Origin of the sequence: Arthrobacter sp. zg-Y1110 (genome assembly GCF_025244865.1) — a bacterium.
Taxonomy (GTDB): domain Bacteria; phylum Actinomycetota; class Actinomycetes; order Actinomycetales; family Micrococcaceae; genus Arthrobacter_B.
The window spans coordinates 162,717-174,995 of sequence record NZ_CP104272.1 but is presented as its reverse complement, the minus strand read 5'-3'; the positions used below and the strand labels follow the sequence as shown (position 1 = coordinate 174,995).

At 65.2% G+C, this 12,279-nt stretch carries 15 protein-coding genes; 8 read left to right on the top strand and 7 right to left on the bottom strand.

All coding sequences use genetic code 11. The features are described from left to right. Positions 1 to 47: 47 nt before the first annotated feature. Both N2K99_RS00910 and N2K99_RS00905 read left to right on the top strand, forming a co-directional pair. Positions 48 to 533 (top strand): MarR family winged helix-turn-helix transcriptional regulator, encoded by a 486-nt coding sequence (locus N2K99_RS00910; RefSeq protein WP_227932600.1) that lies wholly within the window; start codon positions 48 to 50, stop codon positions 531 to 533. A 56-nt stretch (positions 534 to 589) separates the two neighbouring features. Beyond that, complete coding sequence (locus N2K99_RS00905; protein WP_227932601.1) at positions 590 to 1,585, top strand: DUF2804 domain-containing protein; 996 nt, start codon at positions 590 to 592, stop codon at positions 1,583 to 1,585. A 54-nt stretch (positions 1,586 to 1,639) separates the two neighbouring features. On the opposite strand, the gene N2K99_RS00900 is transcribed toward N2K99_RS00905, so the two are convergent. Then, positions 1,640 to 2,929, bottom strand: a complete 1,290-nt coding sequence (locus N2K99_RS00900) for an adenylosuccinate synthase (protein ID WP_227920787.1) — start codon at positions 2,927 to 2,929, stop codon at positions 1,640 to 1,642. A gap of 217 nt (positions 2,930 to 3,146) precedes the next feature. On the opposite strand from N2K99_RS00900, the gene N2K99_RS00895 reads away from it, so the two are divergent. The 4 genes from N2K99_RS00895 to N2K99_RS00880 all read left to right on the top strand — a co-directional run bounded on the left by N2K99_RS00895 (position 3,147) and on the right by N2K99_RS00880 (position 6,041). Further along, positions 3,147 to 3,740: a hypothetical protein gene (locus N2K99_RS00895; RefSeq protein ID WP_227920785.1), complete on the top strand. Its 594-nt coding sequence runs from the start codon at positions 3,147 to 3,149 to the stop codon at positions 3,738 to 3,740. A 421-nt stretch (positions 3,741 to 4,161) separates the two neighbouring features. Then, positions 4,162 to 4,635, top strand: a complete 474-nt coding sequence (locus N2K99_RS00890; protein ID WP_227932602.1) for an excalibur calcium-binding domain-containing protein — start codon at positions 4,162 to 4,164, stop codon at positions 4,633 to 4,635. 294 nt (positions 4,636 to 4,929) lie between these two features. Continuing rightward, on the top strand, positions 4,930 to 5,385 hold the full coding sequence (locus tag N2K99_RS00885) for a class F sortase (RefSeq protein ID WP_227932603.1): 456 nt from the start codon (positions 4,930 to 4,932) through the stop codon (positions 5,383 to 5,385). A 212-nt stretch (positions 5,386 to 5,597) separates the two neighbouring features. Next, positions 5,598 to 6,041 carry a DUF3592 domain-containing protein gene (locus N2K99_RS00880; protein ID WP_227920778.1) on the top strand — a complete coding sequence of 148 codons (444 nt, stop codon included), beginning with the start codon at positions 5,598 to 5,600 and terminating at the stop codon, positions 6,039 to 6,041. Position 6,042: 1 nt separating this feature from the next. On the opposite strand, the gene N2K99_RS00875 is transcribed toward N2K99_RS00880, so the two are convergent. The 4 genes from N2K99_RS00875 to N2K99_RS00860 form a co-directional block, all read right to left on the bottom strand. Continuing rightward, entirely contained in the window at positions 6,043 to 6,666 is a 624-nt protein-coding gene (locus N2K99_RS00875) for a GyrI-like domain-containing protein (RefSeq protein WP_227920776.1), read from the bottom strand. Between the two features lie 168 nt (positions 6,667 to 6,834). Continuing rightward, a complete protein-coding gene (locus tag N2K99_RS00870; protein WP_227920763.1) occupies positions 6,835 to 7,257 on the bottom strand; it encodes a DUF3151 domain-containing protein in 423 nt (140 codons plus the stop codon). Next, a complete protein-coding gene (fbaA, locus tag N2K99_RS00865; protein ID WP_227920761.1) occupies positions 7,257 to 8,276 on the bottom strand; it encodes a class II fructose-bisphosphate aldolase in 1,020 nt (339 codons plus the stop codon). The genes N2K99_RS00870 and fbaA overlap by 1 nt, the downstream gene beginning before the upstream one ends. A 125-nt stretch (positions 8,277 to 8,401) precedes the next feature. Continuing rightward, complete coding sequence (locus tag N2K99_RS00860) at positions 8,402 to 9,070, bottom strand: RNA methyltransferase (RefSeq protein ID WP_227932933.1); 669 nt, start codon at positions 9,068 to 9,070, stop codon at positions 8,402 to 8,404. A 162-nt stretch (positions 9,071 to 9,232) separates the two neighbouring features. Between N2K99_RS00860 and N2K99_RS00855 the strand changes: the two genes are divergently transcribed. Next, positions 9,233 to 9,985, top strand: coding sequence for an HAD-IIA family hydrolase (locus N2K99_RS00855; RefSeq protein ID WP_227920974.1), 753 nt, complete (start codon positions 9,233 to 9,235; stop codon positions 9,983 to 9,985). 88 nt (positions 9,986 to 10,073) lie between these two features. Further along, positions 10,074 to 10,592 carry a DUF3592 domain-containing protein gene (locus N2K99_RS00850; RefSeq protein WP_227932604.1) on the top strand — a complete coding sequence of 173 codons (519 nt, stop codon included), beginning with the start codon at positions 10,074 to 10,076 and terminating at the stop codon, positions 10,590 to 10,592. 60 nt (positions 10,593 to 10,652) lie between these two features. Here the strand turns inward: N2K99_RS00850 and N2K99_RS00845 are convergent, their stop codons facing one another. Together N2K99_RS00845 and pyrE are read right to left on the bottom strand one after the other, a co-directional pair. Next, a complete protein-coding gene (locus tag N2K99_RS00845) occupies positions 10,653 to 11,663 on the bottom strand; it encodes a thioesterase domain-containing protein (RefSeq protein ID WP_227932605.1) in 1,011 nt (336 codons plus the stop codon). Between the two features lie 28 nt (positions 11,664 to 11,691). Beyond that, positions 11,692 to 12,261, bottom strand: a complete 570-nt coding sequence (gene pyrE / locus N2K99_RS00840) for an orotate phosphoribosyltransferase (protein WP_227920753.1) — start codon at positions 12,259 to 12,261, stop codon at positions 11,692 to 11,694. Positions 12,262 to 12,279 lie beyond the last annotated feature (18 nt).

Here is a 12,279-nt window from a genome sequence, read left to right as displayed (position 1 = left end):
CCTTGGAATGCTTCGGATTCCGAAGCTTATGCCCTAGACTTTCCACCATGTCACTGCCGCCGTCAAGAGGTTCCGCTACCGAAAATCCGAACCGAAGGCGGCTCCCCGTCGGCCAGCTCCTGGTCCGCCTCCTGGCCGAATTCCGACGTGTTCTGCTGGAAGAGGCAGACCGGCACGGATACGGGGATCTCCGCCCCGCCCACCTGCAGATCACCGGCAATATAGGCACGAAGGGAATCCGTCTGACGGCCCTCGCAGCAAGGGCGCAGCTCAGCCTCGCCGCCACATCGGAACTGGTGAATGAGCTGCAGAGTCTGGGATACCTGATGCGCAAGCCCGACCCCGCGGACGCACGGGCAAAACTTATCCTGCCAACCCCGCGGGGGCTGCAGCTGCTCCGCGACGCGTCGGACAAGGTTCGTGAACTGGAACAACAGTGGGGAACATACGCCGGCGAGCAACACTTCGAAGCGGCGATGTGGACTCTCCAGGACATCCTGGACGCTACTAGACGGCGGGACGGGAACGGATAGACCGAGCGGCGGCGTCGTCGAGGCGCATCCCCTCCGCTCCCCTAGACTTGGGCCGCATGGATGAAATCACTGCCCCCGTTGACCTCGGCTCGCCTGCCGGGGTGCTGAATCCGGCAGCCGTGGGCTTTGCCCGCAGCGCCCTGCACCGTCCCGTGGTTCCCTCCGGCGCCAAGGGCGGTTGGCGGACCAAGCGCTGGGAGTACTGGGGCATCCTCACGCCCGAACTTGCCGTCGGCCTCACCATCGCCCACCTGGATTACGCCTCCACCCTGCAGCTGTACGTGTTCGAACGCAGCACGGGCAAGGAGACCAGCCTGGAGCCGCTGAAGATCCTGCCCTCCTACGCGGATGTCTCCCTGCCGGATACGCTGCCGCCGCTCACTGCCTTCGGCGCCTTTGGCGGTGCCGGCCTGCGTTTCCACGACGCCGACGGCGGCACCCGCCTGCAGGCCTCGTCGCCGCAGATCACTGCAGACCTGTTCGCCGAAGCGGACGGGGATGTCCTCGGCGTGGTGGTGCCGTGGTCAGCGAGCCGGTACCAGTACACGCTGAAGGACGTCGCCCGCCGGGTTTCGGGCACCGTCACCGTGGACGGGCGCGAGTATCCTGTCGGCGGAGAAGACTCGTTTGCCGTGCTGGACCGCGGCCGCGGACGCTGGCCGTACTCGCAGCGCTGGAACTGGGGTGTCGGCTCGGGCACGGTGGACGGCACCCGGCTGGGACTGCAGGTCGGCGGAAAGTGGACCGCCAACACGCCGGCCACGGAGAACGCCCTGATCGTGGACGGGCAGCTGCACCATTACGACGGCGAACTGGAGTTTGAGTACGATCTCGCCGATCCGGCGTCGACCTGGCGGGTGCACGGACCGTGGGTCGATGCCACTCTCACCCCGTTCCACCGTCGCACCGCGGCAACGAACGCCGTCGTGATCAGCGCCCGGACCTGGCAGGCCTTCGGCACCTGGAGCGGAACGGCCCGCACCCCGGACGGCACCGAGTATTCCCTGAACGGGCTGGGCGGGTGGATCGAGGAGGCCCGGAACCGCTGGTAGACGCACGAAAGGCCCCCAGCCTCAAGGGCTGGGGGCCTTCCGTGCGTGGCGGCGTTACTCGTTGATGAGGTCCCGCACCACGATGGTCTGGTCGCGGTCCGGACCCACGCCGATGGCGGAGAACCGGGTGCCGGACATCTTTTCCAGCGCCAGCACGTAGTTCCGGGCGTTGTCCGGGAGGTCCTCAAGGGTCTTGGCCCCGGTGATGTCCTCGGTCCAGCCGTCAAAGTACTCGAAGATCGGCTTGGCGTGGTGGAAATCGGTCTGCGTCATCGGCATCTCGTCGAACCGCACACCGTCGACGTCGTAGGCCACACACACCGGGATCTTCTCGATGCCGGTCAGCACATCCAGCTTGGTCACGAAGTAGTCCGTGAAGCCGTTGACGCGGGAAGCGTGGCGGGCCAGGACGGCGTCGTACCAGCCGCAGCGGCGCGGGCGGCCGGTGTTCACACCGAACTCGCCGCCGGTCTTCTGCAGGTACAGGCCCATGTCATCAAACAGTTCGGTGGGGAACGGCCCGGCACCGACGCGGGTGGTGTAGGCCTTGATGATGCCCACGGAGCGGGTGATCCGGGTGGGGCCGATACCCGAGCCCACGGACGCGCCGCCCGCGGTCGGGTTGGAGGACGTGACAAACGGGTAGGTGCCGTGGTCCACGTCCAGGAACGTGGCCTGGCCGCCCTCCATGAGGATGACCTTGCCCTCGTCCAGGGCGGAGTTCAGCTCATAGGTGGAGTCGATGACCATGGGGCGCAGCCGGTCCGCGTAGGAAAGGAAGTACTGGACCACCTCTTCGGCGTCGATATCGCGGCGGTTGTAGACCTTCAGCAGCAGCTGGTTCTTCTGCTTCAGTGAGCCTTCGACCTTCTGGCGCAGGATGGACTCGTCAAAGATGTCCTGGACACGGATACCCAGCCGGGCCACCTTGTCCATGTAGGCCGGGCCGATGCCGCGTCCGGTGGTGCCGATGGCACGCTTGCCCAGGAAGCGCTCGGTGACCTTGTCCATCACCTGGTGGAACGGGGCCACCAGGTGCGCGTTGGCGGAAATCCGGAGCTTGGACGTATCCGCACCGCGGGATTCGAGGCCGTCGATCTCGGCGAAGAGTGCCTCAAGGTTCACCACGCAGCCGTTGCCGATCACCGGAATCGCGTTGGGGCTGAGGATGCCTGCGGGCAGCAGCTTGAGTTCGTATTTTTCACCGCCGACGACGACGGTGTGGCCGGCATTGTTTCCGCCGTTGGGTTTGACGACGTAATCGACGCGGCCGCCGAGCAGGTCGGTGGCCTTACCTTTACCTTCGTCGCCCCACTGGGCGCCGACGATGACAATAGCTGGCATGGGATCCTCCCCCATTAGATACGGGACGGAGCTGCTTGGTTGCAGATCCGCTACCGTGCATGAGAACGCCCCTGAACTCGCGTCTCCTGCCTTACGGCGTACCTCGGCGCAAGTTGCGGGGCTCTTACCTGCCAAGTTTAGCCGATCATGCTGTTGCTCACTTGAAAATACGCTGCAGGGGCATCTATCTGCGGTGCTTCGCAGGTAGCGTAGCCAAATGGACCGATTACGCGGCTACATTGCAGGGCTGGGCACTGCCTCCGGCACAAGGCTGGTGGTTGGGCACTGGCTCGATTCCCCGCTGGGCGCTTTCACCGACGTGATGGCCGAGGACGACGCCGGCGTGCGGACGCTGCTGGCCCCGTCCGAGGCGGCGGCCCGGTATATCGGCGAAACCTACAATTTCGACCGGACCGTGGTGGCACCCGTGGACGCAGTCCTTTCCCCGGAGGCGCTCCGGGTGGCCGCAGGACCGCTGCGGCTGGAGGTCGTGCTGGGGCCGGTGACCTTCCTGGGCCGGGTATTGGAGCATGTGCCGGGTCCGCTGGCCGTGGCTCCGTGGTGGCTGCGGCTGATCAATCCCGTCGCCAAGCTGCTGGCTCCGGGCGTGCTGACCGCCGGATCGGCAGGCGGCGGGCGGCGGGAGTTCTACGGCGTCCGGTCCATCCGTTCGCTGGTGTCCGCTACCGCCGCGTGGGACGGCGCCGATCTGGGCGGGCTGCGTCCAGTCGAACCGCCCGTAAACTTCGGCTTCAGTTCCGTTCCGGCTGCCCCGCGGATTGTCGCCGTCACCACCACCATCCTGCCCTGAGTGCCGGTTTTCGACTTGGATTTCCGGATGCTTCCTGGAATCCCTGCGTTGGGGCTGCCTCCGCTCCTCTGACCCTGCGCTATGTCGGGGCTCCTGCGGTTTGTCCGGGCTCCTGCGCTTTGTCCGGGCTCCTGCGCTTTGTCGGAATCCCCGCGCCGCGCAGCGAAGGGATCCGGACAAACCGAAGGGATTGGGACATAGCGGAGGGATTTGACGGGATTCGGCGCCATTCGATGCCAGCCCGGTCCATTTCTGTCCGACGAAGCTGTTGCATGCGGGCAACCTTTGCCCCGGCGAACTAATACGGGTTCGGCGGACCCAATTTCGTACGGAGGGGGAGCGTACCGATTCCGCGCTCCATACGCTTTCAAAGTCATCCAATACCTGGATGCCCTTCTTTACTCAGAAAGCAGGGAATCACATGAAAAAGACGACAACGGGCCTCGCTCTGACCGCCCTCACCGGATTCGGGCTCCTTTCGGCAACACCGGCACTGGCCGACGGGCCCTCTCCTAGGCCAACGCCGCCTCCACCCATGCCGTACGCCAACTGCACCGAGGCAGCAGCGGACGGCGTCTACAACATCCCCTCCACGCACCCGCGCTACGGCGCCTGGCTGGACAACGACATGGACGGTATCGGATGTGAGGATTCCTCCCGGCCCATGCCCCAGCCGCAGGGTCATATGGACAGCAACGGGACCTGGATTCCGTCTTATGTGGAACCAATGCCCGCCCAGGTAGGCAGGGTGCCCGCCGGCGGCGCCAACACCGGCATCACGCAGGAGCCGGAGGAGTCCAGCGCCGGAGTCCTCGCCCTTGGCGGCGGCCTGGTGCTCGCGGCGGCAGCAGGCGGCACCTTCATGGTGCGGCGGCGGCTCGCCGGACAGGAATAAGCAGAAACAGGCAAGCAGGTCAACATGGGGAACACTCAGCGCGGCCGCCGCAGAAGCCTTGGTTTGGCTGCGGCGGCCGCGCTTCTCTTTGCAGGGGCCGGCAGCGCCGGGCCCGTAGGCGTTCGCGACGCTGCAGCCACAACAGCACTTGCCCCGGCTCCCGTTCCCGGTGCTCTCAGCTCCCCGGCGCCAGGCGCGCCAGCACCAACCGGTACCGAAACAGCTGTCCCGGTGCCCGCGCCGTCGTCTGCGCCGACGACAATGCCCGCCGCGCCCGCGGCTCCAAGTGCGGGAATGCCGGAATCCGCACCGGCGACGTTGCGCATCCCATCGATCGGGGCATCGTCGAGACTTATCCGCCTGGGCCTGGACGACGACGGCGCGCTGCAGGTCCCTCCGGGCAAAGCGGGCTCACCTGCCGGCTGGTACGAGCATTCCCCGACCCCGGGTGAACCGGGTCCGGCCGTGCTGCTGGGCCATGTGAATGCCGAGGGAGGCGGGCCCGGGATTTTCGCCGACCTCCGCCGACTCTCCCCCGGCGACCGGATTGAAGTTGTCCGGGAAGACGGCAGCACGGCCGTTTTCACGGTGCGCAGCGGCGAGCAGTATCCCAAGGACAACTTCCCCACGTCGCAGGTGTACGGAAACACTGCCGGGCCGGAACTCCGCCTGATTACCTGCGATGGCTACGATCCGAAAACCGGGCACTTTGATGACAATTTCGTGGTGTACGCCGCGATGGTTCCCTGAAGCTGCACTGCCTTCCCCCTGCACTGCCGTCCTCCTGCACTGCCTTCCTGCTGCACTAGGGTCGTGGGTAACAGCGGCTCCGTTAGCGGAACAGTCAGGACGGTGCAGAGTTTCAGGGGGAAATAATGGGTAAACCGGCTTTTCGTTTCGGCGGTGCCCAAGGAAGGCCAAAGAATAAGCGGAAAATTGCGCGGCGTGAGGCATCGTCTTTTTTGGCCGCACTGATCTGCCTGGTGCTGGGCGGCTTTTCCCTCCAATGGGACATCACCGATGTCCGGGATGACGAGCGCCTTCTTGCAGAGGGCCTGCAGGCTCAGGGCGTTGTTATGCGCACTTACGAGGAGCGGCGCGGAACAGCACGGTACGGGTACAACGAGACCGTGGCTTCGATCATTTATTCACCCTCCAATGGGAACGAAGTCCTAATCACCCATACGGTGCGGAAGGCACCAACCGAGGGCCTTGAGGACCAAGAGGTAACCCTGTTCTACAACCCGGCTGACCCGTCCGAAGCTGTTGTCGAAGAATGGCGTGACGGGTACGACTGGATGACCGCGGGGGCAGTCCTGTTTTTGGCCGGGGGTGCCTTCACCGTGGGGGCAGGTACGCGCTCGTATATCAGGGGGCGCCGGAAGCCGGCGGGCCAACCGCTCTAAATCAGGTTTCGGTGCTGCGGACCGGCTGGCGCAGCACCGTCCGCAGCTTCTCGGGAGCGGCCCGCCGCGGGTCGCTGAGGTACACCTCGTGGTGGTCGCCGTTGAACGTCAGCCCGCGCTCGGGCATCCAGGAGTCGTGCAGCCGGGCCAGGACCGGGCCCTCGGCGTCGTAGGGCCCGACAAAAAGGATCTGCGCCGCGAGACCCTCCGTGAGCGTCAGCAACCGGACATCTTCCAACCCGGGAACCTTCTTCTTGGCGGCAACCGAGGCAACAGCCGCGTCCACCATCTCCGGGGTGATCCACTCCGGCTGCGCAATGAGCATGGTCCAGTCCCAGGCGCTTTTGTCGCGGCGGACAAAGGCCGCCGGGTCCTCGGCACGCCACAGTCCTTCCAGCGGACCGACGGTAAAGTCCGCCTCCAGCTCATCCTTCGAGGCGAACTTCAGTGAATACGCCACCGGATAGAGGCATTCGAGGGCACGGGTGTATTCGGGCGAGGTATTGGGGTCACCGTGTCCGTCTACGGCGAGGTAGTGCATGATCGGCACGTCCACCAGCGTGAAGTCCCGGCCGCCGGGCGAATAGAGCTCGGGGTAGGAGCGTTTCAGGTCGAACTTTTCCATGCGCTGTCCACCTTTCGAGCGGCTTTCCAGCGTAGGCGGATGCGCCCGGATACCGGGAGGCCCGGCCCCGCAAGGGCATCCCGGCAGGGCCAAAAAGCAAGCGCAGGCACCAGAACGGCGGCCCCCGGAAACCCGGGGAACCGCCGTCGTTGGGGTGAGTCCGGAAGCCTACAGGCTTTCGATAGCTGCCTTGGCCTGCGGATCGGAATCGTCCAGGAACTTCCGGATCCGGTCTACTTCCTCGGTCTCCCCGATGGCCGCCGCCGCCCGGCCCAGCGCGTACAGCGAGCGCAGGAACCCGCGGTTGGGCACGTGCGACCACGGGATGGGGCCAATGCCGCGCCAGCCGGCACGGCGCAGGGAATCCAGTCCGCGGTGGTAGCCCACCCGGGCGTAGGCGTAGGACTCGACATTCCGGCCCTCCTCGAACGCCTCATCCGCGAGCGCGGCCCACACCTGCGAGGAGGTGGGGAACTGCGCTGCGAGGTCCACCGGTTCGTCACCGGCATCGAGGCGGGCGACGACGTCGGTCTCCTCGGGCAGATAGGTGGCGTCGGGGCCGAGGAGGTTCTTGCGGAATTCGTCTGACATTAGAGTGCCTTACCTGCCGATCCAAGGTTCTGTGCTGCTTCCACCACGCGGGCGGCCATGCCCTTTTCGGCGGCGGCACCCCAGACGCGCGGGTCGTACTGCTTCTTGTTGCCTACTTCGCCGTCCACCTTCAGCACGCCGTCGTAGTTGCGCAGCATGTGGTCCGCCACCGGGCGGGTGTAGGCGTACTGGGTGTCGGTGTCGATGTTCATTTTGACGACGCCGTAGGAGACGGCGTCGGCGATCTCCTGGGCGGAGGAACCCGAGCCGCCGTGGAAGACGAGGTCGAACGGGCGGTCCTTGCCGATGGACCCGCCCACCGCGTCCTGGATTTCCTTAAGGATTTCCGGGCGCAGCTTCACGCCGCCGGGCTTGTACACGCCGTGGACGTTGCCGAAGGTCAGGGCAGTGATGTAGCGGCCCTTGCTGCCGTCGCCGAGGGCTTCGATGGTGGCCATGCCGTCCTGGACCGTGGTGTAGAGCTTGTCGTTGATGGCGTTTTCCACACCGTCTTCTTCACCGCCGACGGTGCCGATCTCTACCTCGAGGATGATCTTGGCGGCCGCCGTGCGGGCCAGCAGTTCCTGGGCGATGCGCAGGTTGTCTTCGAGGGTTTCAGCCGAGCCGTCCCACATGTGCGAGTTGAAGATCGGGTCCTCACCGCGCTTGACGGCGGCTTCGGAGGCGGCCAGCAGCGGCAGGACGAAGTCGTCCAGCTTGTCCTTGGGGCAGTGGTCGGTGTGCAGCGCAATGTTCACGTTGTAGCTCTTGGCCACTTCCTTGGCGTAAGCCGCAAACGCGAGGGAGCCGGCGACCATGTTCTTCACCGAAGCGCCGGACCAGTAGGCCGCACCGCCGGTGGATACCTGCACAATGCCGTCCGAACCTGCTTCGGCGAAACCTGCGAGCGCGGCGTTGAGCGTCTGCGAGGAGGTGACGTTGACTGCCGGATACGCGAAGCCCCCTGCCTTGGCTCGGTCGATCATCTCGGCATAAATCTCCGGGGTTGCAATAGGCATGCTGACTCCAAGGTCGATACGGCAGGGCCTTCAGCCCTCGTTGGCTCCTTACATCCTAGCCACAAGTGTCCCTGCGGCATCAGGTCCCGGCGCCGGATTACGACGCCGGATTCCGGGGCACGCTCCTAGCCCACCTTCTGGCCGAATACGTGCCGGCGGATCCAGCCGTGCATCGCGATGGCGGCAGCGGAGCCGGCGTTGATGGAACGGGTGGAGCCGAACTGGGCAATGGACAGGGTGGCGTCCGCTGCGGCGTGGACTTCCGGGCTCAGGCCGGGCCCCTCCTGGCCGAAGACCAGCACGCAGTTTTCCGGGAGTTCATAGGTTTCCAGCGGCACCGAGTCCGGGAAGTTGTCGATTCCAATGATGTGCAGGCCTTCGCTGCGGGCCCACTGCACAAAGTCCTCAACGGTGGGGTGGTTGCGGATGTGCTGGTAGCGGTCGGTGACCATGGCACCGCGGCGGTTCCACCGGCGTCGTCCGATGATGTGCACTTCCTTCGCCATAAAGGCGTTGGCCGTGCGCACCACTGTGCCGATGTTGAAATCGTGCTGCCAGTTCTCGATGGCCACGTGGAACGGATGCCGCCGGGTGTCCAGGTCCGCCACGATCGCGTCGTGCTTCCAGTAGCGGTATTCGTCCACCACGTTGCGCGCGTCGCCGTTGGCCAGCAGTTCAGGGTCCCAGCTATCCCCTTCCGGCAGCGGCCCCTCCCAGGGACCCACACCCACCTGGTGCAACGGTGCGGCGGCTTCATCTACGGTGTCATCGCTGACTTCTTCGGGGCTGTCTATCACCCTTCCAGCCTAAGGTGAAAGACTGGCAACGCCCGCTTCCGGCGCCTCCGGGACAGGTTCCCTGCCGTGCGGCGCGCTGTAAGTCGAGGCAGTAATGCAGTATGCGAGAAATGGGAGACCGTGGGCGAAAACGAGAACATTGAATGCTGGCTGACGGACATGGACGGGGTCCTGGTTCACGAAAACCACCCCATCCCCGGGGCCGCTGAGCTGATTGACCGCTGGGTCTCCACATCCAAGCGGTTCCTGGTGCTGACCAACAACTCCATCTACACCCCGCGGGACCTCGCCGCACGCCTGCGTGCCTCGGGGCTGGAGGTGCCGGAAGAAAACCTCTGGACCTCCGCGCTGGCCACGGCCGAGTTCCTCAAGGACCAGGTGAAGAACTCCGGCACTCCGGGACGCTGCTTCGTGGTCGGCGAGGCCGGACTGACGACGGCGCTGCACGAGGCAGGCATGATCCTCACCGACACCTCTCCGGACTATGTGGTGCTGGGCGAGACCCGCACCTATTCCTTTGGCACCATCACCAAGGCGATCCGGCTCATCCTGGACGGCGCCCGTTTCATTGCCACCAACCCGGACGTCACGGGCCCTTCGCAGGAGGGGCCGCTCCCGGCCACCGGCGCCATTGCCGCACTGATCACGGCGGCCACCAAGATGGAGCCCTACATTGTCGGCAAGCCGAATCCCATGATGTTCCGGTCCGCCATGCGCAAGATCGACGCCCACTCCGAAACCACGGCCATGATCGGCGACCGGATGGATACCGACATCGTGGCAGGCATCGAGGCGGGACTGCACACGGTACTGGTGCTCAGCGGCATCACCCAGCGCGAGGACGTCAACCGGTATCCGTTCCGGCCCACGCAGATCATGAACTCCGTGGCGGACCTGATCAACACCATCTAGGGAAGCACGGTCTCGGGAAGCGCGGTCCAACGAAGCCCGGATGGCCTATATTCGGAATCTGTACATGTTCATGGGGGGGAACTGCAGCATGAAGTGGAAGCAAGTGTCCGCCCTGATTCCTGCATTGGTCTTGGGGGTCGCGCTGCTTCTCCTCGGCGTTGCAGGAGTTGGCGTGGGTTTCTACACCGCATATTCAGATCATCGGCTAGTGGCGAACGGCACTGCGACGGTCGGCACGGTCACTGAGGTTGACTTCGGAAAATGCGGCCGGAGGCATTCACGGTGCGCTTTCCCGACGCTGACCTATGTCGATCACCTTGGAATGAAACACTCCAAGGTCGGCCCAAAATCGAATTACAGCACCAAACGGGACGGCGCCGAAGAGACTTTTGCCGAGAGTCTCCACGGAGAGGAATTCACCGTATTTTATGATCCCTCCAATCCCGGCAAAGCAGTGGTGGAGGGTGAGGAGAGTTCCTACTTGGCCCCATTGATTGGGTTGGTCCCCGGAGCGGTTGGCGGCGTTATTACCTACGGCATCACGGTTGCGATGGTCCATATTCGCAAAAAGTCCCTGGCAACCGGGACGGCCGGTGGGAAAGCTTAGACATAGTCCGGGGCCCTGTCACTCCAGAGGTTTCAGGCCGGTGACCGGGCCCGGCGCCGGTTATTCCAGCGGATCCGGACCTTCCGCCGGCTCGGGCGGGTCGAAGAGCCGCAGAACCTCCAGCACTATGTCCTCATAGACCGCGGGGTTCCACTGCGGGCTGGCGTGGGCCGGACGGGCTCCTTCGGTGACCAGCGAGCTGGTCAGCAGGTTCTCCGGGAACGCTGCCTCCCAGCCGGCCCGGGCCGTGCCGTAGTCCACCGTCCCATCCTCCGGATTGCCGATGAATGCCAGCTTCGTCCCGCCCAGTGATCCCGAAAACCGGGGAGCCGTGAAGTGGTAGATGTAGGACGCCTGGGACTGGATGAGCCGGCTGGACGGGGCCAACGGCGAAAGCTGTTCCAGGGTTTGTTCCGCGACCGTCCGCCAGGACCGTTCATTCCTGTGCAGCATGCGCTCCCCCAGTTCGTAGCCCCCGCGCAGCCCGGTGGTGATCCGGTAGCCGTTGTCGTACAGGAACACCGCTCCCTTGAACATGGCCTGGTCACGGACGGCATTCCGGCCGGAGGGACTGGAGTCCAGGACAATCAGGTCGACGGCGACGCCGCGGCTGGCCAGCCCGGCGGCAACCTGCACCGCCAGCATCCCGCCGAAGCTGTGCCCGTAAAAGTAGATGCGCGTTAGCGAGTGTTCCCGGATGGAAGCATGCACCGCCTCCAGGATTTCCGGGACTTTCAGGCCTAGATTGGAATACCCGATCCCGGCCAGCTGTCCCCGCGTGGCCAAAGCCGGGCGCAGGGAGCGCAGGAGCCAGCCCGTTTCCTCCCAGCTGGTCTTGTAGCCGGGGAACAGGAACCACATGGCATGCGGAAACCGGCGTTCGGCGTCGTCGTCGGGCACCCGCAGGATTTCCAGCTCTTCCCGGTAACGCTGGACGCGGTCGGTGACCACGAGATCGGCGCTGAGCACGATCCCCGCAAGCGAACCGGCCAGGAAGCGGCGCCGGGAGACCCGGTGCAGGTCTGCCGTGGTCCGAAGGAGATCCCCCGGAGCGGGAGGTTCCGATTCCATCGAACCGGCGCCGCGGCGGTTGCTGCGGCTATCCGAGGCCGAGCTCATCCTTGCCGAACGCAAACAGATAGGGAACGCCGGCCTCGGCCTCGATGCGTTCCTTCGCTCCGGTGTCCCGGTCCACGATCACTGCCACGGCCACCACGTTGCCTCCGGCGTTGCGTACGCCCTCGATGGCGGTCAGCGCCGACCCGCCGGTAGTGGAAGTGTCTTCCAGGACCACCACGTTGCGGCCGGCAACGTCGGGCCCTTCCACCTGGCGGCCCATGCCGTAGGACTTCTGTGCCTTGCGGACAACAAAGGCGTCCACGGCGCGGCCGGCGCGGGTGGCCGCGTGCATTACGGCGGTGCCCACGGGATCAGCACCCATGGTCAGTCCGCCCGCGTTGGTGAACTCAATGCCCGCGCTGTCCAGCAGTTCCAGCATCACGTCGCCGACCAGCACCGATGCTTCGTGCTGCAGTGTGACGCGGCGCAGGTCAATGTAGTAATCCGCCTCGGCACCGGAGGAAAGCACCACTTTGCCGCGCACCACCGCCAGCTCCATGATCAGTTCGAGCAGCCGGGCGCGGGACGGGGCGATTGCGGGCGAAGTCATGGCTCAATCCTAGCTACG

Bases quoted from the DNA above. Each gene is read 5' to 3' on its own strand.
- N2K99_RS00845 (WP_227932605.1), bottom strand. From the start codon at position 11,663: ATGGAATCGGAACCTCCCGCTCCGGGGGATCTCCTTCGGACCACGGCA.
- pyrE (WP_227920753.1), bottom strand. From the start codon at position 12,261: ATGACTTCGCCCGCAATCGCCCCGTCCCGCGCCCGGCTGCTCGAACTG.
- N2K99_RS00905 (WP_227932601.1), top strand. From the start codon at position 590: ATGGATGAAATCACTGCCCCCGTTGACCTCGGCTCGCCTGCCGGGGTG.
- N2K99_RS00890 (WP_227932602.1), top strand. From the start codon at position 4,162: ATGAAAAAGACGACAACGGGCCTCGCTCTGACCGCCCTCACCGGATTC.
- N2K99_RS00870 (WP_227920763.1), bottom strand. From the start codon at position 7,257: ATGTCAGACGAATTCCGCAAGAACCTCCTCGGCCCCGACGCCACCTAT.
- N2K99_RS00910 (WP_227932600.1), top strand. From the start codon at position 48: ATGTCACTGCCGCCGTCAAGAGGTTCCGCTACCGAAAATCCGAACCGA.
- N2K99_RS00895 (WP_227920785.1), top strand. From the start codon at position 3,147: ATGGACCGATTACGCGGCTACATTGCAGGGCTGGGCACTGCCTCCGGC.
- N2K99_RS00875 (WP_227920776.1), bottom strand. From the start codon at position 6,666: ATGGAAAAGTTCGACCTGAAACGCTCCTACCCCGAGCTCTATTCGCCC.
- N2K99_RS00900 (WP_227920787.1), bottom strand. From the start codon at position 2,929: ATGCCAGCTATTGTCATCGTCGGCGCCCAGTGGGGCGACGAAGGTAAA.
- fbaA (WP_227920761.1), bottom strand. From the start codon at position 8,276: ATGCCTATTGCAACCCCGGAGATTTATGCCGAGATGATCGACCGAGCC.
- N2K99_RS00885 (WP_227932603.1), top strand. From the start codon at position 4,930: ATGCCGGAATCCGCACCGGCGACGTTGCGCATCCCATCGATCGGGGCA.
- N2K99_RS00850 (WP_227932604.1), top strand. From the start codon at position 10,074: ATGAAGTGGAAGCAAGTGTCCGCCCTGATTCCTGCATTGGTCTTGGGG.
- N2K99_RS00855 (WP_227920974.1), top strand. From the start codon at position 9,233: ATGGACGGGGTCCTGGTTCACGAAAACCACCCCATCCCCGGGGCCGCT.